The organism is Streptomyces sp. HUAS MG56 (genome assembly GCF_058673395.1).
In genome coordinates, this window is record NZ_CM178722.1 from 6,015,529 (window position 1) to 6,036,314 (window position 20,786).

At 70.9% G+C, this 20,786-nt stretch carries 20 protein-coding genes; 9 read left to right on the forward strand and 11 right to left on the reverse strand.

All coding sequences use genetic code 11. The annotated features are described in order from the left end of the window. The first annotated feature begins 193 nt into the window (after nucleotides 1–193). On the forward strand, nucleotides 194–874 hold the full coding sequence (locus AC4OXY_RS28450) for a hypothetical protein (protein WP_491991302.1): 681 nt from the start codon (nucleotides 194–196) through the stop codon (nucleotides 872–874). Nucleotides 875–918: 44 nt separating this feature from the next. On the opposite strand, the gene AC4OXY_RS28455 is transcribed toward AC4OXY_RS28450, so the two are convergent. After that, on the reverse strand, nucleotides 919–1,911 hold the full coding sequence (locus AC4OXY_RS28455) for a phospholipase D-like domain-containing protein (protein WP_356035930.1): 993 nt from the start codon (nucleotides 1,909–1,911) through the stop codon (nucleotides 919–921). 207 nt (nucleotides 1,912–2,118) lie between these two features. On the opposite strand from AC4OXY_RS28455, the gene hemB reads away from it, so the two are divergent. Then, nucleotides 2,119–3,111, forward strand: coding sequence for a porphobilinogen synthase (hemB, locus tag AC4OXY_RS28460; RefSeq protein ID WP_356035933.1), 993 nt, complete (start codon nucleotides 2,119–2,121; stop codon nucleotides 3,109–3,111). 19 nt (nucleotides 3,112–3,130) lie between these two features. Here the strand turns inward: hemB and AC4OXY_RS28465 are convergent, their stop codons facing one another. Continuing rightward, nucleotides 3,131–3,832 carry a DUF4232 domain-containing protein gene (locus tag AC4OXY_RS28465; protein WP_491991303.1) on the reverse strand — a complete coding sequence of 234 codons (702 nt, stop codon included), beginning with the start codon at nucleotides 3,830–3,832 and terminating at the stop codon, nucleotides 3,131–3,133. A gap of 191 nt (nucleotides 3,833–4,023) precedes the next feature. Between AC4OXY_RS28465 and AC4OXY_RS28470 the strand changes: the two genes are divergently transcribed. Beyond that, nucleotides 4,024–5,319, forward strand: a complete 1,296-nt coding sequence (locus AC4OXY_RS28470; protein ID WP_491991304.1) for a helix-turn-helix domain-containing protein — start codon at nucleotides 4,024–4,026, stop codon at nucleotides 5,317–5,319. A 27-nt stretch (nucleotides 5,320–5,346) separates the two neighbouring features. Here AC4OXY_RS28470 and AC4OXY_RS28475 read toward each other — a convergent pair whose 3' ends face one another. Next, complete coding sequence (locus tag AC4OXY_RS28475) at nucleotides 5,347–6,162, reverse strand: DUF4253 domain-containing protein (protein WP_491991305.1); 816 nt, start codon at nucleotides 6,160–6,162, stop codon at nucleotides 5,347–5,349. 118 nt (nucleotides 6,163–6,280) lie between these two features. Here AC4OXY_RS28475 and AC4OXY_RS28480 point away from each other — a divergent pair, with 118 nt between their 5' ends. After that, nucleotides 6,281–7,474: a hypothetical protein gene (locus AC4OXY_RS28480; protein ID WP_491991306.1), complete on the forward strand. Its 1,194-nt coding sequence runs from the start codon at nucleotides 6,281–6,283 to the stop codon at nucleotides 7,472–7,474. A gap of 52 nt (nucleotides 7,475–7,526) precedes the next feature. On the opposite strand, the gene AC4OXY_RS28485 is transcribed toward AC4OXY_RS28480, so the two are convergent. Further along, the gene (locus AC4OXY_RS28485) at nucleotides 7,527–7,913 is read right to left on the reverse strand and encodes a VOC family protein (protein ID WP_491991307.1); all 387 of its coding nucleotides are present in this window, start codon (nucleotides 7,911–7,913) and stop codon (nucleotides 7,527–7,529) included. A 72-nt stretch (nucleotides 7,914–7,985) separates the two neighbouring features. On the opposite strand from AC4OXY_RS28485, the gene AC4OXY_RS28490 reads away from it, so the two are divergent. Next, the gene (locus AC4OXY_RS28490) at nucleotides 7,986–8,948 is read left to right on the forward strand and encodes a helix-turn-helix transcriptional regulator (RefSeq protein WP_376295356.1); all 963 of its coding nucleotides are present in this window, start codon (nucleotides 7,986–7,988) and stop codon (nucleotides 8,946–8,948) included. A gap of 53 nt (nucleotides 8,949–9,001) precedes the next feature. On the opposite strand, the gene argS is transcribed toward AC4OXY_RS28490, so the two are convergent. Continuing rightward, nucleotides 9,002–10,768 carry an arginine--tRNA ligase gene (argS, locus tag AC4OXY_RS28495; protein WP_376295357.1) on the reverse strand — a complete coding sequence of 589 codons (1,767 nt, stop codon included), beginning with the start codon at nucleotides 10,766–10,768 and terminating at the stop codon, nucleotides 9,002–9,004. Nucleotides 10,769–10,918: 150 nt separating this feature from the next. Here argS and lysS point away from each other — a divergent pair, with 150 nt between their 5' ends. Continuing rightward, on the forward strand, nucleotides 10,919–12,661 hold the full coding sequence (gene lysS, locus AC4OXY_RS28500) for a lysine--tRNA ligase (protein ID WP_491991308.1): 1,743 nt from the start codon (nucleotides 10,919–10,921) through the stop codon (nucleotides 12,659–12,661). Nucleotides 12,662–12,779: 118 nt separating this feature from the next. Here lysS and AC4OXY_RS28505 read toward each other — a convergent pair whose 3' ends face one another. The 3 genes from AC4OXY_RS28505 to AC4OXY_RS28515 form a co-directional block, all read right to left on the reverse strand. Beyond that, nucleotides 12,780–14,057 carry a DUF2637 domain-containing protein gene (locus tag AC4OXY_RS28505; protein ID WP_491991309.1) on the reverse strand — a complete coding sequence of 426 codons (1,278 nt, stop codon included), beginning with the start codon at nucleotides 14,055–14,057 and terminating at the stop codon, nucleotides 12,780–12,782. 139 nt (nucleotides 14,058–14,196) lie between these two features. After that, nucleotides 14,197–14,970 (reverse strand): DUF3558 family protein, encoded by a 774-nt coding sequence (locus AC4OXY_RS28510; protein ID WP_491991310.1) that lies wholly within the window; start codon nucleotides 14,968–14,970, stop codon nucleotides 14,197–14,199. Nucleotides 14,971–15,188: 218 nt separating this feature from the next. Further along, nucleotides 15,189–16,025, reverse strand: coding sequence for a DUF3558 domain-containing protein (locus tag AC4OXY_RS28515; protein WP_491991311.1), 837 nt, complete (start codon nucleotides 16,023–16,025; stop codon nucleotides 15,189–15,191). A 226-nt stretch (nucleotides 16,026–16,251) separates the two neighbouring features. Between AC4OXY_RS28515 and AC4OXY_RS28520 the strand changes: the two genes are divergently transcribed. Further along, nucleotides 16,252–17,445: an RtcB family protein gene (locus AC4OXY_RS28520; RefSeq protein ID WP_356035966.1), complete on the forward strand. Its 1,194-nt coding sequence runs from the start codon at nucleotides 16,252–16,254 to the stop codon at nucleotides 17,443–17,445. 55 nt (nucleotides 17,446–17,500) lie between these two features. Here AC4OXY_RS28520 and AC4OXY_RS28525 read toward each other — a convergent pair whose 3' ends face one another. The 3 genes from AC4OXY_RS28525 to AC4OXY_RS28535 all read right to left on the reverse strand — a co-directional run bounded on the left by AC4OXY_RS28525 (nucleotide 17,501) and on the right by AC4OXY_RS28535 (nucleotide 18,856). Beyond that, on the reverse strand, nucleotides 17,501–17,689 hold the full coding sequence (locus AC4OXY_RS28525; RefSeq protein WP_356035968.1) for a hypothetical protein: 189 nt from the start codon (nucleotides 17,687–17,689) through the stop codon (nucleotides 17,501–17,503). Then, entirely contained in the window at nucleotides 17,689–18,456 is a 768-nt protein-coding gene (locus AC4OXY_RS28530) for an SDR family NAD(P)-dependent oxidoreductase (RefSeq protein WP_402070348.1), read from the reverse strand. The genes AC4OXY_RS28525 and AC4OXY_RS28530 overlap by 1 nt, the downstream gene beginning before the upstream one ends. Nucleotides 18,457–18,517: 61 nt before the next feature. Further along, nucleotides 18,518–18,856 carry a YnfA family protein gene (locus tag AC4OXY_RS28535; RefSeq protein ID WP_071375560.1) on the reverse strand — a complete coding sequence of 113 codons (339 nt, stop codon included), beginning with the start codon at nucleotides 18,854–18,856 and terminating at the stop codon, nucleotides 18,518–18,520. A 116-nt stretch (nucleotides 18,857–18,972) separates the two neighbouring features. Between AC4OXY_RS28535 and AC4OXY_RS28540 the strand changes: the two genes are divergently transcribed. Together AC4OXY_RS28540 and AC4OXY_RS28545 are read left to right on the forward strand one after the other, a co-directional pair. Then, a complete protein-coding gene (locus AC4OXY_RS28540; RefSeq protein ID WP_356035984.1) occupies nucleotides 18,973–19,461 on the forward strand; it encodes a hypothetical protein in 489 nt (162 codons plus the stop codon). A 102-nt stretch (nucleotides 19,462–19,563) separates the two neighbouring features. Beyond that, nucleotides 19,564–20,646 carry an LLM class flavin-dependent oxidoreductase gene (locus tag AC4OXY_RS28545; protein WP_491991312.1) on the forward strand — a complete coding sequence of 361 codons (1,083 nt, stop codon included), beginning with the start codon at nucleotides 19,564–19,566 and terminating at the stop codon, nucleotides 20,644–20,646. Nucleotides 20,647–20,786: the final 140 nt, after the last annotated feature.

Consider the following 20,786-nt stretch of genomic DNA (forward strand, 5'->3'; position numbering starts at 1 on the left):
GGAGTGCTCCTTGCCGGGGCACTCCGCCGTATCCTCTGCCCGACCCTTCGCGGCGCCCGCCCCGAACTCTCCGTCACCGATGCCTGTGTCTGCCATGCTGGCCGGTATGACTGAGGGGGATCGGGGTCGGGGGCGTGAGCGGACGGCCTGGATACGGCGTCGTGCCGTCGCGGTGGTGTTGACGTGCATCGGGGTGGGAGCGGCTGTACTCCATGTCCTGGCGCCCGGCCTCAGGATCGACGGCGTCACGGTGATGCTGCTCGCGGTGGCGGTCGTGCCGTGGCTCGGAGACCTGTTCCGCAGCATCGAGGTGCCGGGCATCGGCAGGATCGAGTTCCGGGACATCGAGCGCAGGATCGACGCCGTCCAGCGGACGGCGAACGCGGCGCTCGTCGGTGACGGCCCTGAGGGCGGGACCGTGGACGACACCGCCGCCTGGGACGCGGTCCGGGAACTGGCGGCCGAATACGTGAACGTACGCCTGCAGCAGCGCAGCGGTCCGGCGCGCAACCACCGGATGGACCAGATCTTCGCCCGCCTGGTGCGCGTGACCCAGCGGGTGCGTGACTTCGACGCCGGTACGCTGCTCGGCTCCCAGGACGCCGGACTGCGCCTGGCGGCCTACGCGCGCCTGTACGCGCTGCCGGAGCCGGAGGTGCTCGGCGCGCTGGTGGACGCGGCCGCCGGCGAGCCGCTGCCCTTCAACCAGTACTGGGCGCTCCAGGCGGTCGGCAGATGCGTGGACGACCTGGAGGCGGAGCAGGTTCCGCTCAGCGTGGTCCGCCGCCTGGAGCAGCTCCGTTCCGGGCTGCTCCGCGCCAACGACCGCAGGGAGATCGCCGATCGCGTGCTCGCGAGGTTCGGCGGACGCTGAGGGGCGGGTGGGAGCCGGCCCGGCACCCGCCCGCCCCTCTCCGGTCAGGCCGCCGTGCCGCCCGCGTAGTCGCTCGCGAACGTCGTCTCGATCGTCTGGGCCACCGGCTGGGCCACGCCCGTGCCGGTGAGGATGATGCCCAGCTCCCGGTTGTTGCTGAGGGAGTTGCTGCTGATGTTCATGGAGCCGGCCTCGACCGCCTGGGTGGACAGGCCGTAGTCGGCGACCATCGCCTTGGCGTGGATGTAGAAGCCGTTGGGGTCGGAGTAGCCGACCACCGTGCCGCCCGCCGCCTTGATCTCGGAGACCTCGCCGGAGTAGCTGGCGGGGGTCTCCAGGACGACCCGGACCTTCACGCCGGCCTTGGCGCGGGCGACGATCGCGTTGACCACCGTGCTGTCGCTGAACTCCAGCTCCTCCACGTCGAGGGTCTTGGTCGCGGAGTTGACGAAGGACACCAGGCGGCTGCGGGAGTCCGTGGGGGACCACAGGAGGTGGTCGCCGTCGGTGGGGGTGACCGACGTGGCCGTGTAGTCGGCGTCGAAGACCTTCTCTATCGCCGCCACGTCCCTCGTGTCGTCGGTGAAGACGCCGTAGTCCCGGCTGGTCGTGTAGTACTGGGACGTCAGGTTCCCCGTCATGATCAGGGACTTCACGCCGTCGACCGTGATCGTCTTCTGGTGGGTGTAGACGTAGGCGGAGGAGGACCAGACGACGCCTATGCCCGCGTTCTTCAGGGACGTGTACGCCGAGCCGTTGGCGCTCTGGTGCTGGCGGTCGAGGATGACGCGGACCGTCACGCCTTTGTTCTTCAGGGCTATGAGGTCGTTGACGGCGGTCGTGTCCTCCAGCTCGTACAGCGTCATGTCGAGCGTGGTGGTGGCCGAGTTGATGAAGTCGTAGACGGCGGGCTGGCTGCCGCTCTGGGAGAAGGCGAACGCGGAGTAGCTCGCGGCGTTCGCGGGGATGGCGGTGGCGACGACGGCGGCGCCGGCGGCCAGGGCGACGCCCGCCCGGCCGAGGACCTTCCACAGCATGCGTGACTCCTGGGGTGAGCTCACGGGAGGGGGTGGCGCGTGCATGACACCACGCGCGTAGAACGCTGGGGAGGCGTGCGGTTCCAGGGACGTCCAGGGGAGCGCAAAAACTTGGTATCAGGGCGCCGCTATGCCCCGGTTGGGGCCTCTTGGCGGCCGACACGGTGTTGGCAAAGGCGGTATCCGGGCGGGCGTAGCGTAGAAGGCATGACGAAGTACGGATCTTTTCCCGGTACGCGTCCCCGGCGGCTGCGGACCTCGCCCGTCATGCGCCGGATGGTCGCCGAGACCCGCCTGCACCCCGCCGACTTCATCCTCCCGGCGTTCGTCCGCGAGGGCGTCAGCGAGCCGGTGCCCATCGCGACCATGCCCGGGGTCGTGCAGCACACGCGCGACAGCCTGAAGAAGGCCGCGCTGGAGGCCGTGGAGGCCGGGATCTCCGGGATCATGCTGTTCGGCGTGCCGGAGGAGTCGAAGAAGGACGCCCTCGGGACGGCGGGGACGGACCCCGACGGGATCCTCCAGGTCGCCATCCGCGACGTGCGGGCCGAGGTCGGCGACGATCTGCTCGTCATGTCCGACCTGTGCCTGGACGAGACCACCGACCACGGGCACTGCGGGGTGCTGGACGCCGAGGGGCGGGTCGACAACGACGCCACCCTGGAGCGGTACGCCGAGATGGCCCAGGTGCAGGCCGACGCCGGAGCCCATGTCGTGGGCCCCAGCGGGATGATGGACGGCCAGATCGGCGTCATCCGTGACGCGCTCGACCAGATCGGGCGGGAGGACGTCGCCGTCCTCGCCTACACCGCCAAGTACTCGTCCGCCTTCTACGGCCCCTTCCGCGAGGCCGTCGCCTCCTCGCTGACCGGGGACCGGAAGACGTACCAGCAGGATCCCGCCAACTGGCGTGAGTCGCTGCGGGAGTTGGAGCTGGACCTGGCCGAGGGCGCCGACATGGTCATGGTCAAGCCGGCCGGGCCGTACCTCGACATCCTGGCCCGGGTCGCGGACGCCGTGGACGTGCCGGTCGCCGCGTACCAGATCTCCGGCGAGTACGCGATGATCGAGGCCGCCGCCGAGAAGGGCTGGGTGGACCGGGACCGGGCCATCGTCGAGACCCTGACGGGCATCAAGCGGGCCGGCGCCCGGAACATCCTCACCTACTGGGCGACCGAGGCCGCGCGGAAGCTGCGCTGACCCAAGCCCCTTGCCGGGCTTACCAGGCGGCGATGTCGTCCAGGCTCTGCTGCCAGTACGTCACCGTCAGCGAGCTGTCGTAGTAGACGCCCTTCGCCGGCAGGGTCGGGGTCGCGATGGCGCCGCCGTCGCTGTTCGGGGTCATGCCCTGGAACCTCAGCGTCAGCTTGCGGGCGGTCGTCCCGCCCTCGCCGCTGCCGTCGGCGGCCGACAGCCGCACGCTCGCGTACCCCGACTCGCCCGGCTTCAGCGTCGTCACCGCCTGCGGCTGGGTGTCCTTGTCCGCCTGCGGCGCCCACTGCATCTCGTCGAAGCGCACGATCGGGTAGTACGTCAGCTCGCAGGTCCTGCGGCCCGTGTTCGTCACCGTGAGCAGCATGTGGTTCAGGGGGCGGCTCATCGGCCGGGCGGTGACGCGGGTGTTCGCGCCGTTGCACAGCACGGGCGAGGAGCCGGAGGTGCCGGAGGTTCCGGACGCGGTCCCGCTGCCGCCGGTCCTCGTGCCGCCCGCCTTGCCGGCCGGCGTGTGGGCGCGGGTCGCGGGCGTGCCGGCGGACGTCTTTCCCGGGGCCTTGTCGGCCGCCGTCGCCGTCGCAGCCGTCGGCGACACCGACCGCGAGGCGCCCTCGTCCTTCGTCCCCGTCCCGCCCGCACCGCACGCGCTGAGCGCGAGGGCGGTCACCGCGGTGCCGGCGGCGGCGAGCAGACGGATGTGGCGCATACGCATGGCAAGTCCTCTTTCGGGCTGGGCCTGTTGACGTGTTTGGATGAGTCACAGCCTGTGCGCGGTCCCGTCCCGGCGGCCACAGATCACGGCCGATCCGGGACGCTGGAACGCCGGCACAGGCATTGACCTGCGAAAACAGTCCCTGCCTGGAACGCCGGGATGGGACGAGGGGGGAGGGGGAGAGGGTGGCGGACGGCAGTACGGAGAGCGGTTTCGCGGAGCTCCTGCGGGAGTTGAAGAACCGCTCAGGCCACAGTTACGGAACGCTCGCCAATCGGCTCCACATGAGTACGTCGACGCTCCACCGCTACTGCAACGGGGACGCCGTACCGGCCGACTACGCCCCCGTCGAGCGCCTCGCCCGCCTGTGCAAGGCGACGCCGCAGGAGCTGGTGGAGCTGCACCGCAGGTGGGTGCTGGCGGATGCGGGGCGGGGGCGGAGGGAACCGGCGCCGGCCCAGGAGACAGCGCCGGAGGCGGAGCCCGTGCAGGAGCTCCAGGAGCTCCATGAGCTGGTGCCGCCGGTGTCGGACGTCCCCGGGCCGGTGCCGGCCGATGGCCCCCGGCCCCGCCGCCGTACCCGGACCGTCCTCCTCGCCGCCGTCGCCGTCACGGCTCTGCTCGGTACGGCGGCGCTCGCCCTCACCCTGCCCTCCGGCGGGGCGGAGGCGGACGGCAGGGGTGCCGGGCCGGGGGCCGTGGCCGCCACGGGCTCCGACCCGGCACGGCAGCACACGCCGACGGCCGGTGCCCCGCACGCCACCGGTTCCTCCGGCGCGGCGCCCGCCTCCCCGTCCGGCACCTCGTCCGCCGGCGGTCCGAGCGCCTCGCACTCCGCCTCCGGCTCCTCCGGCGGGGCGGACAGCGCCGCCCCGCCCCTCGCGGTCACCACCCACCCCTACTCCTGGGAGAGCCCCTGCTCCCAGCACTATCTGATCGACCGGGCGCCGAGCGACGTCTCCCCGCCGCCGCTGGAGCAGGACGCGCCCGCCTGGGTGGCCGTGCACAAGGCGGTGTCGGCGGGGGAGCAGTTCGTCACGCTCACCGTGCAGGGCACCGGCGGGAACACCGTGGTCCTGGAGGGGCTGTCCGTGCGCATGGCGGGCCGGCGGGCGCCGCTCGCCTGGAACGACTACGCCATGGGCTATCCGGGTGTGGGCTGCGGCGGGGGCGTGCCGACGCGCGCCTTCACGGTCGCTCTCGACGCCCTGCGCCCCCAGGTCGTACCGGAGTCCGGGCACCAGGACTTCCCGTTCAAGGTGAGCCGGACGGACCCCGAGGTCCTCCACGTCACGGCCGACGCGTCGGCGTACGACGTCAGCTGGTACCTGGAGCTGGCATGGTCGAGCGGGGGCCGGCACGGCACGCTGCTGATCGGGGACGAGGGCCGGCCGTTCCGCACCAGCGGCGACAACGGGCGGCCCGCGTACGCCTTTCCGCTCGGCGGCGACGCCTGGAAACCGGCGGCGGGGACGAACTGACCCGCCCGCCCCCCCCGGACGCCGGGGTCAGTCCCAGGAGAAGGTCCAGGTGTGGCCGCCGACCAGGCCCTTGGCGTACTCCCGCAGGCCGCCCGGGCCGCCCTCGGCGAGGTCCGGGCAGAAGGCGAAGTGCTCGGCGGCGAGGATCTCCGCGTCGGCGACCGTGGCGGGCGGGGCCGCGACGGACACGACCAGGACGTCGAAGCCGAGCCCGACCACCCGTATTCCGAAGCGGTCCTCCCACGAGCGCAGGACCGCGCACGGCCGGGCCACGTCACCGTCGTGGTACTGCGGCCCGGTCCAGCCGATCGCCGCCGGTATGTCGGCGGAGCGGCGGGCCGGGACGAGGGCGAGATGTGCCTCCTCGAACCATTCGGGCGCCTTGTTCGTCAGCGAGTCCGCCACCTGGGCCGCGCGTGTGTCCGGGTCGGCGGTCGGGGTCGAGGCGGGCGCGAGCCCCGGCCAGTCGGACCCGAACGGCTCGGTCTGCCCGTCCGTGCCCTCCTCGGCCCAGTCCTCCCAGTACTCCGCGAGGACGTCCTCGGCGTCGTGGTCGCCCGGATACGAGGTCTCGCCGGGCAGCAGCCCCCAGTTCTGCAGGCCGCCCGCCTCGGAGCCGCCCAGGTCCACGAGCACGGGCAGCAGACCGACCCGGGCGCCGGGCGCGCCCAGGGCCTTCCAGGTGCCGGGCGCGGCCGGCTTCTCCGCCTGCCACAGCAGGGGTTCGTGCCAGGAGCCTTCGTCGGTCGCGTCGACCAGCCGGCCCGGAGGAAGCCGCAGTCCCAGCGAACGGCCGCTGGGGTCGAGGGCCAGCTGGGGCAGAGGGTTGGGAAGAGTCGCCATGAGGGTGACTGTAGGGTGCCCCACTGACAATCCTGTTGGCGGACCGACCCGATGAACCACCTGCTCCGGCAGCCCCTCTTAGCAGGTGGTGCGGTGACGGGAAGGACGGAAGCGGAACGTGCGGTTCGGGCATAACCCGGTGCGGTGGCACATCGTCCTGCTCACTTTGTGGACGATCGTCTGGTTCTTGGTGGCCGAACGCCACGCGCCCGTGTCCTGGCACTACCTCAGAACGGGCCAGCAACTGCTCTTCAACCAGAAGGCCGGCGGCGGGCTGGCCCTCTACGCCAACCACCCCGAACTCCAGATCGGCCCCGTCAGCTTCCTGGTCGCCGGGCTCTTCGCACCCTTCCCCCTCGCCGTCGGCGAGAAACTCGCCGACGCGTTCATGTCCGGCCTGGGCCTGTACATGCTGGTCCTGATCGGCCGGGCCGCCGCCGACTACAACCGGGGCACGGGCCTCAACCACAAACGCCTGCAACAACGCGTCCTGATAGCCGGTGCCGCCTTCATCCCGATGTGGGTGGAGGTCTCGGTCCGCTTCGCCCATCTCGACGACGTCATGGCCCTGTTCTTCACGACGCTCGCGGTCCGCGCGCTGGTACGCGGAAACGCGACGGCGGTGGGTGTCTTCCTGGCCCTGGCGGTCGACTCGAAACCGTGGGCGGTGGGCTTCCTGCCGCTTCTGCTGGCCCTGCCCCGCGGGGTCCGCCTGCGCTCGGCCGCCTGGGCCTTCGGCCTGGTGGCGGTGGCCTGGCTGCCCTTCTACCTGAGCCACCTGAACACCTTCGCGGCGGCCCGCTTCACCATCCCCAACCAGCCGGCGTCCGCCCTGCGCTGGTTCGGCGTGAGCGACCCCGCGACACCGCCGTGGGACCGCCCCGCCCAGATGGCCCTGGGCCTGGCCCTCGGCGCACTGGCCGTACGCCGAGGCCGCTGGCCGGCGGTCGTCTTCCTCGCCGCCGACGCCCGCATCATGCTGGACCCGAGCGTGTACACGTACTACAACGCCTCGGTCCTGCTGGGCACGCTCATCTGGGACTCGATCGGCCAGCGCCGCCTGGTCCCCTGGGTCAGCTGGATCGCCCTGATCGCGCTCTACGGCAGCGTCCTGGTGATCCCCTCGGACTCCACCCAGGGCCTCATCCGGCTGGCCTTCTGCATCGGCTCGGCGGCGTACGTCCTGCTGTGGCCGCAGCGCACGCCACGGGGGCGGCGGGGCGGCCGTCGGGCCCGCGACCCGGGGCCGGTCCCCGGCCAGGGCGGCGGGAACGAGATGCGGGGACGGCCGGTGGGAGGGGCCGTCCACTGACGGCGGGGCCCGGGCGGAACGCTCCGCCACGCGCCCCCGCCGTACGGTTCCGTCAGACGAGGGTCGTGATGCAGAACGGATGCCCCGCCGGGTCCAGCAGCACCCGCCACCGCTCCGGCTGCGGCTGGAACTCCGGCTTCGTGGCGCCCAGTTCGAGCACGTGCTTCTCGGCGAGGTCCAGATCGTCCACGCCCAGCTCGATGTGCGCCTGCTTCCCCTGCGCCGGGTCCGGCCAGGTCGGCGGGCGGTAGTCGGCGATGCGCGTGAAGCCGAGACCGGACGCGCCCTCCTTGCCGAGGAAGAAGAAGTCGTCGGTGGAGAACAGGGTCGGGTAGTCGAGCAACTCACCGTAGAAGCGGGCGAGTTCGGCCGGGTCGGCGCAGTCGAAGGTGACGGCGGCGTAGCGGAACGCGGGTGCGGGAGTGGTGTCTGTGCTCATGGGGGAGACGCTAGGACATGACCAGGACAGTTCCGGTCCTGGTTGTGTACGACCGTGTGCGAGACTTCGACCGTGATCGCCGCGTCCGCCCGCCTGCTGCGGCTGCTGTCGCTCCTCTCCTCCCGCCCGTCCTGGACGTGCGCCGAACTGGCCGAGCGCATGGAGGTCACCGACCGCACGGTCCGCCGGGACGTGGCGCGGCTCCGGGAACTCGGCTACACGGTGGACTCCGAGGCCGGTCCGTGGGGCGGGTACCGCCTGCGCGCCGGGTCCCACGTGCCCCCGCTGATCCTCGACGACGAGGAGGCGCTGGCCGTGGCGGTGGGGCTGGGCGAGGCCGCGCTGGGCGGCGACCAGGCGGCCCTGTCCGCCATGCTGAAGCTGCGCCAGGTGCTGCCGCGCAGGGTCGCGGACCGCCTCGGCGACCTGGACGACGCCTTCGTACGCCTGCCGGGCACCGACGCGCCCCCGCTCCGCCCCGGCCTGCTGCTGGAGCTTGCGGCGGCGTGCCGGCGCGGCGAGCGCGCCCGGCTGTCGTACACGGACGGGGAGGGCCGGTCGACCGTCCGGGAGATCGATCCCTACCGCCTGGTCCACACCGGCCGGCTCTGGTATTTCGTCGCGCGGGACGTCGCCCGGGACCAGTGGCGCACCTTCCGCGCCGACCGGGTCGACCGCCTCCAGCCCACCGGCCGGCCGGCCGACCTCACCGACGCGCCCGACCCGGCCCGCCTGGTCTCCCGCAACATCGCCACCGGCCCCTACCCGCTGACGGCGACCATCCGCCTCCCGCTCCCGCTGCGCAAGGCGCTACGGCTCGTCCCCGCCACGATCGGCACCCACCACCCCGACGGCCCCGACGCCACGACCGTCGAGATCGGCGGCCCGGACCCGGACGGCCTCGCCCGCTATCTGCTGGGCCTGGGAACGCCGCTGCGGGTCCTCGCGCCGGAGTCGGTCCGGGAGGCTCTGGCGCGGCGGGCACGGGAACTGGCCGAGGAGAACGCGCAGGCGGGGGACACGGCTTCCGGATAGCCGCTGTCACGGCTTTCCGGACAGCCGCGTCCGATCACGCGTGCCCGTACGGGTCAGAGCTTCTCCGGCGTCCTGATGCCCAGCAGGGCCATTCCCCGGTGCAGGGTGCGGGCCGTCAGGTCGCAGAGGAAGAGGCGGTTCTCCGCCACGTCCTGCGGCGGCTGCGGCTTGATCACCGGGCACTTGTCGTAGAACGACGTGAACAGGGACGCCAGCTGGTAGAGGTACGCCGCCAGCTTGTGCGGGGCGTACTCCGCCGCCGCCTCGAAGACCGTGTCGCCGAACGCGTCCAGGTGCAGGCCCAACGCCCGCTCCGCCGCGTGCAGTTCCAGCTCCGCGTGGGCGGCGGGGCGTACCTCTCCCGCCTTGCGCAGGATCGACTGGATACGGGCGTACGCGTACTGGAGGTAGACGGAGGTGTCGCCGTTCAGCGAGACCATCTGGTCCAGGTCGAACTTGTAGTCCCGGCTCGGCGACGTCGACAGGTCCGCGTACTTCACGGCGCCGATGCCGACCTGGGCGGCCCGCTCCTGGATCTCGTCCTCGGTGAGGTCCTGAGCCTTCTCCCGCACCACCTCGGCGGCCCGCTGCACCGCCTCGTCGAGCAGGTCCTCCAGCCGTACGGTCTCGCCCTCACGCGTCTTGAACGGCTTGCCGTCCGCGCCCAGCACCGTGCCGTAGCCCATGTTGTGCGCGGTGACGTCGTCGTTCAGCCAGCCCTGGCGGCGGGCCGCCTCGAAGACCATGCGGAAGTGCAGCGACTGCCGCACGTCGACCACGTAGAGGAGGGTGCTCGCCCGCAGGTCGAAGACGCGGTTGCGGATCGCCGAGAGGTCGGAGGCCGCGTACCCGAAGCCGCCGTCCGCCTTCTGCACGATCAGCGGCACCGGCTGGTCGTCCTTGCCGCGGATGTCGTCGAAGAAGACGACGAGCGCGCCCTCCGAGCGGACCGCGACACCCGACTCCTCAAGGAGCCGCGCCGTCTCGGCCATCATGTCGTTGTACGCGGACTCGCCGACGATCTCCTCGTCACGGATCTCCATGTCCAGCTTCTCGAAGACCGAGTAGAAGTAGACCTTCGACTCGTCCACGAACTGCTGCCACAGCTCCAGCGTCTCCTTGTCGCCGGACTGCAGGGCGACGACCCGCCTGCGCGCCCGCTCCTTGAACTCCTCGTCCGCGTCGAAGACCGCGCGCGAGGCCTTGTACACCCGGTTCAGGTTCGACATGGCCTGCTCGCCGTCGACGTCGGCCGCGGGGGCCAGCTCGCCGGGGTTCTCGAACAGGTACTGGATGAGCATGCCGAACTGGGTGCCCCAGTCGCCGATGTGGTGCCGGCCGATCGTCTTCTCGCCGGTGAAGTCCAGCATGGCGCGCAGGGCGTCGCCGATCACCGCGGAGCGCAGATGGCCGACGTGCATCTCCTTCGCCACGTTCGGCTGCGCGTAGTCGATCACCGTCGTGCCCGGGTGCGCGGCGAGGGGCACGCCGAGGCGGCCCGTGTCGTCCGCGTACCGCGCGGCCAGGTTCGCGGTGATCGCGCGGTCCGCGATCGTGAGGTTCAGGAAGCCGGGGCCCGAGACCTCGACGTCCTTGATCAGCTCGTCGCCGGTCACCACCTGGGCGACGACCGTCGTCGCCAGCTCCCGCGGGTTCGCCTTCGCCTTCTTGGCCAGGGCCAGGATCCCGTTGGCCTGGAAGTCGGCCCGGTCGCTACGTCGCAGCAGCGGGTCCGCTCCGGCGGCCTCCGGCAGGGTGGCCGAGAGGGCGGACGCGAGGTGCTGCTGGACGGAATCGCTGAGGGACGTGACCGAGGCCATAGGAATGGGTGCCGTTCTCCTCGTGGGGATGGATACTCCCAGCCAGTATCCCACGGAGGGTAAAGGGGTTTTCGCGGGCGCGATCCGGTCTGTGAGAATGAGGTGTCACCCCGATCAGATGGAGTGCCTCCCCGTTCCAGAAAGAAGGACGTGCCGATCGTGGCTCAGAGCACCGAGACCGCCGACTGGGTCTCCCGTTTCGCGGATGACGTCATCGAGGAGTCGGAGCGCCGGGCCCCCGGCAAACCCGTGGTCGTCGCGTCCGGTCTCTCCCCCTCCGGCCCGATCCACCTGGGCAATCTCCGTGAGGTGATGACCCCGCACCTGGTCGCGGACGAGATCCGCCGCCGCGGGTACCAGGTCCGGCACCTGATCTCCTGGGACGACTTCGACCGCTACCGCAAGGTCCCGGCCGGCATCGCGGGCGTCGACGACTCCTGGGCCGAGCACATCGGCAAGCCGCTGACCTCGGTCCCGGCGCCCAAGGGCTCGTCGTACCCGGACTGGGCCGAGCACTTCAAGGCCGCGATGACCGCCTCGCTCGCCGAGCTGGGCGTCGAGTTCGACGGCATCAGCCAGACCGCGCAGTACACCTCCGGTGTCTACCGCGAGCAGATCCTGCACGCCATGAAGCACCGCGCCGACATCGACGCGGTCCTCGCCCAGTACCGCACCAAGCCGAAGACCGGCAAGAAGCCCCAGCAGAAGGCCGTGGACGAGGCCGAGCTGGAGGCCGAGGAGGGCTCGGGCGCGGCGAGCGAGGACGACGGCTCGTCCGGCTCCGCCGGGTACTTCCCGTACAAGCCGTACTGCGGCAACTGCGAGAAGGACCTGACGACGGTCACGTCGTACGACGACGAGACCACCGAGCTGGCCTACACCTGCACCGCCTGCGGCTTCACCGAGACCGTCCGGCTGAGCGAGTTCAACCGCGGCAAGCTGGTCTGGAAGGTCGACTGGCCGATGCGCTGGGCGTACGAGGGCGTGATCTTCGAGCCGAGCGGTGTCGACCACTCGTCCCCGGGGTCGTCGTTCCAGGTCGGCGGCCAGATCGTCGGGATCTTCGGCGGCAAGCAGCCCATCGGCCCGATGTACGCGTTCGTCGGCATCAGCGGCATGGCGAAGATGTCGTCCTCGCGGGGCGGCGTGCCCACGCCCGCCGACGCGCTGAAGATCATGGAGCCGCAGATCCTGCGCTGGCTCTACGCCCGCCGCAGGCCCAACCAGTCCTTCAAGATCGCCTTCGACCAGGAGATCCAGCGGCTCTACGACGAGTGGGACAAGCTGGCCGGGAAGGTGGCGGACGGCTCCGCGCTGCCGGCCGACGTCGCCGCGTACACCCGGGCCGTCGGCACCGCGGCCGGTGAGCTGCCGAAGACCACGCGCCCGCTGCCGTACCGCACGCTCGCCTCCGTCGCCGACATCACCGCCGGACACGAGGACCAGGCCCTGCGCATCCTCTCCGAGCTGGACCCGGAGCAGCCGCTGGCCACCCTCGACGAGGCCCGGCCGCGCTACGACAAGGCCGAGTCCTGGATCAACACGCACGTCCCCGCCGACCAGCGCACCATCGTCCGGGACGAGCCCGACACCGAGCTGCTGAAGTCCCTCGACGAGGCCTCCCAGCAGTCCGTACGGCTGCTGCTCGACGGCCTCGCCGAGCACTGGTCCCTGGACGGGCTGACCCACCTCGTCTACGGCGTCCCGAAGGTGCAGGCCGGCTTCTCCGCCGACGCCACGCCGAAGGAACTGCCGCCGGAGATCAAGACCGCCCAGCGGACCTTCTTCGCCCTGCTCTACCACCTGCTCGTCGGCCGCGACACCGGCCCGCGCCTGCCCACGCTGCTGCTCGCGGTGGGACAGGAGCGGGTGCGGCGCCTGCTCGGCGCGTAGGAACCCGGCACGTAAGGCCGGATCAGTAAACAGGTAAGGAAAAGGGGCCCTCTTCTAGGAGGGCCCCTTTTCGATGCCGGGTTCCGATGCCGGTTTTGATGCCGGGTTCCGATGCCGGTTAAGCGATGTGGTCCTCTTCCAGTTCCGCGGTGTGGCGGTTGGTGAAGCGATTGACCATCCGGTTGGCGTCGTTCGCCGCGAGCGTGATGCCGAACGTCGCCTCCACGTCGTCCTTGAACTGCGCGCCGGTCGGGTAACTGCCGTCTATGGACTTGCGGAAGACCAGGTAGAAGTCCTCCTCCGTCGGCTGCGGCTCCGGGGTGCCGCCGCCCTCGCCCAGCTCACGGGTGCGGCCGGGGCTCACCGGGATGGGGAAGCTGCCGGTCTCCTCCGGGGAGGGCTGCTGGAAGTCCTCCGGCTGCTGCTCCTCGTACCACTCGCCGTACTCCTCCTCCGGCACGTACTGCGGCTCCGGGGGCGGCGTGAAGGCGGGGTCGTAGCCGCCGTGGTACTCGGCCTGCTGCTGGGCCTGGAACCACGGGCTCTGGTCGTCCACGGGGGGTCCCTGGCGCTGGTCGCCCGCAGGCGCCGCCTGCTGCGGAACGGGCACGGCTCCGGCCACGGCCGGTGCGGCGTCGGCGGCGGCCGCGACCGGCCCGGCCGCCGGCAACTGCGGCTGCTGCGGCACCGGAGGCAGCAGCACCGGCTCGATACCCGCCGCCGCCAGGCCCGCCGGAGCCGTCTCCGTCAGCGGCACGCCGTACCGCGCCAGCCGCAGCGGCATCAGCGACTCCACCGGAGCCTTCCTGCGCCACCCGCGGCCGAAGCGGGAGTGGAGGCGGGCCTGGTAGACGAGACGCTCCTGCTCCAGCTTGATCACCTGGTCGTAGGAGCGCAGCTCCCACAGCTTCATACGGCGCCACAGGAGGAACGTCGGCACCGGCGAGAGCAGCCAGCGCGTGATGCGGACGCCCTCCATGTGCTTGTCGGCCGTGATGTCCGCGATCCGGCCGACCGCGTGCCGGGCCGCCTCGACGGCGACCACGAACAGGATCGGGATCACCGCGTGCATGCCCACGCCCAGCGGGTCCGGCCAGGCGGCCGCGCCGTTGAACGCGATCGTCGCCGCCGTCAGCAGCCACGCCGTCTGCCGCAGCAGCGGGAAGGGGATGCGTATCCAGGTCAGCAGCAGGTCCAGGGCCAGCAGGACACAGATACCCGCGTCGATGCCGACCGGGAACACGTAGGAGAAGTTCCCGAAGCCCTTCTTGATGGCCAGCTCACGGACCGCCGCGTACGAGCCGGCGAAACCGATGCCGGCGATGATCAGGGCGCCGGACACCACCACGCCGATGAGTATCCGGTGCAATCGAGTCAGCTGCGGTGGCGCGGCCACTCGTACTCCCCTCCCCTTGCCTGTTGTTGCGCGCAACAGGGTGGCACACGCGTACGGAGAACGTGGCACCGGTCGGGAGATCCGCCGCTCCCCGGCCGGCGGCCACAGGCCGGGGAAAACGGACGAAACGGGCCAGTGATCAGCCCTTCTTGTCCGCCGACTTGGACGAGGACGCGCTCGAAGAGGGCGACGCGGACGGCGAGGCCGAGGACGAGGACGACGAACCGGACGACGCGGAGCCGCCGTTGGCCTTCGTGACCGACGCGACCACCTCCTTGACCGCCTTCGTCGCCGACTGCGTCAGGTCGTCCGCGTTCGGGGTCTGGTCGCCCGCGAGACCGGCGCCGTTGTAGTCGAGCGTGATCACCACGTTCTCGACCCGGGCCACCACCGTCTGCTGCTTGAAGAGGCCTTCCTTCTTCTGCAGGTCGTAGCGCACCGCCGTCGCCTCCGAACCCGTGCCGGACAGCGGCACCTCCTTGGTGTTCTTCGCGCTGTCCACCGCCTCCGCGTCCTTCACCTGCTGCGCGAAGTACGTGTGCGCCTGCGCCTCACCGGTGCCGCGCGTCGTGTCCGAGTCGAAGCGCAGCAGCGACACGTTCAGCCAGCGGAACTGCGAGCCCTTCACACCGTTGTTGTCCAGGCTGCTCCACGAGCAGGACGAACGCGACGACGTGTCGTCCGAACCGCCCTTCTTGCCCGACGTGCCCTTCGGCACCAGATCCGACAGCGTGCCCTTCGACAACACGCCGCACGGGTCCGGAAGATTCTTGTACGCGGCCGCCTGCACCGTCGGGGACGCGCTCGCCGACGACGACGAACCCGACGCGCCCGCCGACTGCTTGGCGCTGCTGTCGCCGCCCTTGCTCTTCGCGTCGCCCGAGCCCGACGAACAGGCGGCGGTGATCAGCACCGCGGGAACGGCTGCCGCGCAGACAAGCGCACGGCTCAGGCGCTTGCCACGCCTCACTGTCTGGGCACGGTCGTCTCGCTGGGCTGCTCGCTGCATGGTTCCTTCACTACGCTCGGTGTTCGTGCGGGTTCCTGCGGGGCCACCGTACGCGGTGAAGGAGCCGTGCGGTTTCCGTTCACGTTCTTTGCGAGCGAGGGAACAACGGGCGCCCAGGGACGTCAGCCGCCCAGCGTGTCATCCAGCTTGGAGGCCAGATTACGGGCCCTGTCCTGCATTTCCTTGCTGTCCGGGACCGCCCCCGTCGCCATCGGCTGCTCCTCGTACACGAGCGTGACAAGGACGTTGGACGTGCGGAACACCACAGTCACCGTCCGCTGCTGAGCCGTCGAGCCGGACGACGCGAGCTGGTCGTCCAGATACGCCTCGTCACCGAGATCGGTCAGCACCCGCGGCTGGAGATCGGCCGGAGTGCCGGAGGGGGACGCCGAGCCGGACGGCGAACCCGAGGGGGAGCCCGAGGGGGAGCCGGAGGGGGTGCCGGAGGCAGAGCCGGACGGCGAGGGGGAGCCGGAGGGGGAAGCGCCGGCCGACGGGGACGTGCTCGGCGCCGGCAGGTCGGCGGCCGACTCCTTGTCCCCGAACAGCTTCTTCGCCTGGTCGTCGTCGCTGACCGCGTTGTCGTACGACACCACGCGCTCGAAGTCCACCGACAGCCGGTCGGTGGCGTCCTCGGAGTCCACCTTCCAGTGGCAGCCGACCTTGCGATCGGTGTCGTAGGTCAGCTCCGCGTCGCCCTGGTAGGCCTTGTCCCGCTGGTCGGGATCGGTGATCTGCCTGATGCCCGGCAGCAGCGCGTCGAGGCTGTCATGACCGACCGCGCCGCACGGCTCGGGCAGCGTGCGGTACTTGCCCGGCTGCGCCGCGACCGTCGTCGTGCCCGCGCCGCCGGGGTTCGCGTTGTCCGTCGTGCCGCTGCCGCCGGAACCGCTCGTGCAGCCGGCCAGCAGGGCCGCGAGGAGGGCGGCTGCGCCGGGTACGTACGCCTTCCGCTGCACGGTCGGGCTCCTCTCGGATGGGTGTGCGCTCGCTTGCTGCTCCAGTGTCCCCGCTGGTTAATCGCTTGCCGCAGCGGGGCGCCCCCTGGAGACAATGTGTATCGCACGCACTGCCGCGCCCGCCGGTCCCCTGTCCCATTTCAGCGACCATGGCGCCGCTTTTGCGCTTTATCGTTTTTGTCGCTTCTAAGTCTTTTGTTATCGCCAACGGGGGAATGAGGAACGTATGTCGTACGTGGAGATACCGGGCGCGAAGGTCCCGATCCGGATGTGGACGGACCCCGCGACGGTGGAGGACGTGGCCCTGCGCCAGCTCCAGAACGTGGCGACCCTGCCGTGGATCAAGGGCCTGGCCGTGATGCCTGACGTGCACTACGGCAAGGGCGCGACGGTCGGCTCGGTCATCGCGATGGGGGGAGCGGTGTGCCCGGCGGCGGTCGGGGTGGACATCGGCTGCGGGATGTCGGCGGTCAGGACCTCGCTGACCGCGAACGACCTGCCGGGCGACCTGTCGCGCCTGCGGTCGAAGATCGAGCAGGCGATCCCGGTGGGGCGGGGGATGCACGAGGATCCGGTGGCGCCGGGGGACTTCCACGGTCTGGCGACCGCCGGGTGGGATGACTTCTGGGGGCGGTTCGACCGGGTCGCCGATGCTGTGAAGTTCCGTCGGCAGCGGGCGACTTTGCAGATGGGGACGCTCGGCGCGGGCAACCACTATATCGAGCTTTTGTTCGATACCGAGGGAGTTGTGTGGCTCACGCTGCACTCCGGTTCCCGGAACATCGGCAAGGAACTCGCCGAGCACCACATCGGCGTGGCCCAGAAGCTCCCGCACAACCAGGGCCTGGTCGACCGGGACCTCGCGGTCTTCGTCTCGGACACCCCGCAGATGGCGGACTACCGCAACGACCTGTTCTGGGCGCAGGAGTACGCCAAGTACAACCGCACGCTGATGATGGCGCTCCTGAAGGACGTGATCCGCAAGGAGTTCAAGAAGGCCAGGCCGACCTTCGAGCCGGAGATCTCCTGCCACCACAACTACGTGGCGGAGGAGCGGTACGAGGGCATGGACCTGCTCGTCACCCGCAAGGGCGCGATCCGGGCCGGCTCCGGTGAGTTCGGGATCATTCCCGGCTCGATGGGCACCAGCTCGTACATCGTGAAGGGGCTCGGGAACGAGAAGGCCTTCAACTCGGCCTCCCACGGGGCGGGTCGGCGTATGAGCCGGAACGCGGCGAAGCGTCACTTCACGACCAGGGATCTGGAAGAGCAGACCCGGGGTGTGGAGTGCCGCAAGGACTCCGGGGTGGTGGACGAGATCCCGGGTGCCTACAAGAACATCGACCAGGTCATGCAGCAGCAGAGTGACCTGGTGGAAGTCGTGGCGAAGCTGAAGCAGTTCGTCTGCGTGAAGGGCTGACGCGAAAGGCCCCCGACCGGTGGCGGGGGCCTCGTCCGGTTGGTCACCGGTCGGGTCACTTCCCGTGCCGCACCGCGTAGATCATCACGAAGGCCACGATGTGGATGCCGAAGAGGAAGTAGCCGAGGAACCACCAGACCCGGCGTTCGTCCTTCTTCTCCTGGGCCAGGCGGCGTTGTTCCAGGGACTTCTCGAAGGAGTCGAGGGCGTCGGCGGGCTCGGGCGACTCGGCGTTGTCCGGCATCACAGCTCCCGGTGGACCTTCGTGTTGGAGGCCTGGGCGCGGGGGCGCACGACCAGGAGGTCGATGTTGACGTGGCTGGGGCGGGTGACCGCCCAGGTGATCGTGTCGGCGACGTCGTCGGCCGTGAGGGGTTCGGCGACGCCTTCGTAGACCTTGGCGGCCTTCGCCGTGTCTCCGCCGAAGCGGGTCAGGGCGAACTCGTCGGTCCTGACCATGCCGGGGGCGACCTCGATGACGCGGACCGGGCGGCCGACGATCTCCAGGCGGAGGGTCTCGGCGAGGACGTGCTCGCCGTGCTTGGCGGCGACGTAGCCCCCGCCGCCCTCGTAGGTGCCGTGGCCGGCCGTGGAGGAGAGCACCACGATCGTGCCGTCGCCGCTCGCCTCCAGCTTCGGGAGCAGGGCCTGGGTGACGTGCAGGGTGCCGATGACGTTCGTCTCGTACATCGTGCGCCAGTGCTCCGGGTCGCCGGTGGCCACCGGGTCCGCGCCGAGGGCGCCGCCCGCGTTGTTGACCAGGACGGCGATCGAGGTGAAAGCGCTCGCGAACTCGTCCACGGCCGCGCGGTCGGTCACGTCCAGCGGGTACGCGGTGGCGGAGTGGCCGGCCTTCGTCAGCTCCTCGGCGAGTGCCTCGATGCGGTCCTTGCGGCGCGCGGTGAGGACGACGCGGTAGCCCGCCTCGGCCAGCTGCCGGGCCGTGGCGGCTCCGATGCCGCTGCTCGCACCGGTGACGACGGCGATGCGGGACGCGGGGGCCGGGGCCATGGGCTGCTCCTGTGCTCGTTCGGGGGTCGGGTGGCGGTGCTCCGTCCAGCGTAAGTGAGGGTCAGCCGCCGTTTCGTGGGGCCCACATGATCACGGCCATGCCGGCGAGGCAGATCAGGGCGCCCGTGAGGTCGTACCGGTCGGGGCGGTAGCCGTCGGCGACCATGCCCCACAGGATCGAGCCGGCCACGAAGATCCCGCCGTACGCGGCGAGGATGCGGCCGAAGTGGGCGTCGGGCTGGAAGGTGGCGACGAAGCCGTACGCGCCCAGGGAGAGGACTCCGCCGGCCATCCACAGCCAGCCGCGGTGTTCGCGTACGCCCTGCCAGATCAGCCAGGCGCCGCCGATCTCGAAGAGTGCGGCGACGACGAACAGGGCGGCGGAGCGGAGGATCGGCATGCCGCCCAGCTTGGCATCCGCTTGTCACCTGTTGGAGGGCGCCTGGGCGGCGGCTGCGGTGGCATACATCCCTACGACAGCCAGGGCGGCCGGAGTGCGAGGTGAGTGGCGTGCGGATGCGGGCTCGGGCAGTGGTGTCGGGGACGGTGTCGGGGGTCGTGTGTGCCGGGGTGGTGCTGGCGTGCGGGGGTGCCGTGGCCGCTCCCGGGCGGGAACCTGTTCCCGAGGCCGATCTGGCGTTCCACGGGGTCGCGCAGCTGGACGGGGGCGCGGTCGATCTGCGGCTGACCCCGTGGAACGGCGGCCCCGCCGCCGTGCCGGACGCGACCGTGCGGCTGCGCTGGTCGGTGCCGCTGGCCGCGGCGCAGCAGTTGCCGGCCCGGTGCGTGCGGGAGGACGAGCGCACGCTCCTGTGCGCGACGGGCGCGGTGGGTGTGGACGCGGCGGGGGAGCTGCTGCGGGTGCCGGTGCGGCTGGGCGAGCGGTCGTCGGAGGTCACGCTGGAGGTCGACACGGCGTGGGCGGGCGGCGCGGTGGACAGGGACCGGTCGAACGACCGGCTGAAGGTCCTCGTGCTGGACACCGGGGACGCGTACACCTTCTGAGGTCCGGCTCGGCGGGGGTGTCGCCGGGGGTGGAATACCCGAGGTTGGGTGACCGTTGGAGGGCTATAGTTTAACGGTCAACAATCTGGAGGGTGAGCGGCCATGCAGTTCGGGATATTCACGGTCGGCGATGTCACGCCGGACCCCACCACGGGGCGCACCCCGACCGAGGCCGAGCGGATCAAGGCCATGGTCGCCATCGCGCTGAAGGCCGAGGAGGTCGGCCTGGACGTCTTCGCGACCGGCGAGCACCACAACCCGCCGTTCGTGCCGTCCTCGCCGACCACCATGCTCGGCTACATCGCGGCGCGGACCGAGAACCTCGTCCTGTCCACGTCCACCACCCTGATCACCACCAACGACCCGGTGAAGATCGCGGAGGACTTCGCGATGCTCCAGCACCTGGCCGACGGGCGCGTCGACCTGATGACGGGCCGCGGCAACACCGGCCCCGTCTACCCCTGGTTCGGCCAGGACATCCGCCAGGGCATCAACCTCGCCATCGAGAACTACGCCCTGCTGCACCGCCTGTGGCGCGAGGACGTCGTGGACTGGGAGGGCAAATTCCGTACGCCGCTGCAGGGCTTCACCTCGACCCCGCGCCCGCTGGACGGCGTACCGCCGTTCGTCTGGCACGGCTCCATCCGCTCGCCGGAGATCGCCGAACTGGCCGCGTTCTACGGCGACGGCTTCTTCCACAACAACATCTTCTGGCCCGCCGACCACACCAAGCGCATGGTCGAGCTGTACCGGACCCGGTACGCCCACCACGGGCACGGCACGCCCGAGCAGGCGATCGTCGGGCTCGGCGGCCAGGTCTTCATGCGCAGGAACTCGCAGGACGCGGTGCGTGAGTTCCGGCCGTACTTCGACAACGCGCCGGTCTACGGCCACGGGCCCTCGCTGGAGGACTTCACCGAGCAGACCCCCCTGACCGTGGGTTCGCCGCAGCAGGTGATCGAGAAGACGCTGGCGTTCCGTGAGTACGCCGGTGACTACCAGCGCCAGCTGTTCCTCATGGACCACGCGGGGCTGCCGCTGAAGACCGTGCTGGAGCAGATCGACATGCTCGGCGAGGAGGTCGTACCGGTGCTGCGCGAGGAGTTCGCCAAGGGGCGGCCGGCCGGGGTGCCGGAGGCGCCCACGCACCGGTCCCTGCCGGCCGCGGAGGCGGCGGTGCGGTGACCGTTTTTTCCGTTTCTCCGCCCGCTCGTCGACCCGGTTCGGCCGGCTGGGAGGCGGCCCTGGCGGGCGGGGCGGAGATGGTGAGAGGACGGAAAGGGGCGGGGCCGGGTTCCACTGTGACGGTGAGAGAGCGGTAAAAA

Bases quoted from the DNA above. Each gene is read 5' to 3' on its own strand.
- AC4OXY_RS28455 (WP_356035930.1), bottom strand. From the start codon at position 1,911: ATGCTGTGGAAGGTCCTCGGCCGGGCGGGCGTCGCCCTGGCCGCCGGC.
- hemB (WP_356035933.1), top strand. From the start codon at position 2,119: ATGACGAAGTACGGATCTTTTCCCGGTACGCGTCCCCGGCGGCTGCGG.
- AC4OXY_RS28465 (WP_491991303.1), bottom strand. From the start codon at position 3,832: ATGCGCCACATCCGTCTGCTCGCCGCCGCCGGCACCGCGGTGACCGCC.
- AC4OXY_RS28475 (WP_491991305.1), bottom strand. From the start codon at position 6,162: ATGGCGACTCTTCCCAACCCTCTGCCCCAGCTGGCCCTCGACCCCAGC.
- AC4OXY_RS28485 (WP_491991307.1), bottom strand. From the start codon at position 7,913: ATGAGCACAGACACCACTCCCGCACCCGCGTTCCGCTACGCCGCCGTC.
- argS (WP_376295357.1), bottom strand. From the start codon at position 10,768: ATGGCCTCGGTCACGTCCCTCAGCGATTCCGTCCAGCAGCACCTCGCG.
- AC4OXY_RS28520 (WP_356035966.1), top strand. From the start codon at position 16,252: ATGTCGTACGTGGAGATACCGGGCGCGAAGGTCCCGATCCGGATGTGG.
- AC4OXY_RS28525 (WP_356035968.1), bottom strand. From the start codon at position 17,689: ATGCCGGACAACGCCGAGTCGCCCGAGCCCGCCGACGCCCTCGACTCC.
- AC4OXY_RS28530 (WP_402070348.1), bottom strand. From the start codon at position 18,456: ATGGCCCCGGCCCCCGCGTCCCGCATCGCCGTCGTCACCGGTGCGAGC.
- AC4OXY_RS28535 (WP_071375560.1), bottom strand. From the start codon at position 18,856: ATGCCGATCCTCCGCTCCGCCGCCCTGTTCGTCGTCGCCGCACTCTTC.
- AC4OXY_RS28540 (WP_356035984.1), top strand. From the start codon at position 18,973: ATGCGGGCTCGGGCAGTGGTGTCGGGGACGGTGTCGGGGGTCGTGTGT.
- AC4OXY_RS28545 (WP_491991312.1), top strand. From the start codon at position 19,564: ATGCAGTTCGGGATATTCACGGTCGGCGATGTCACGCCGGACCCCACC.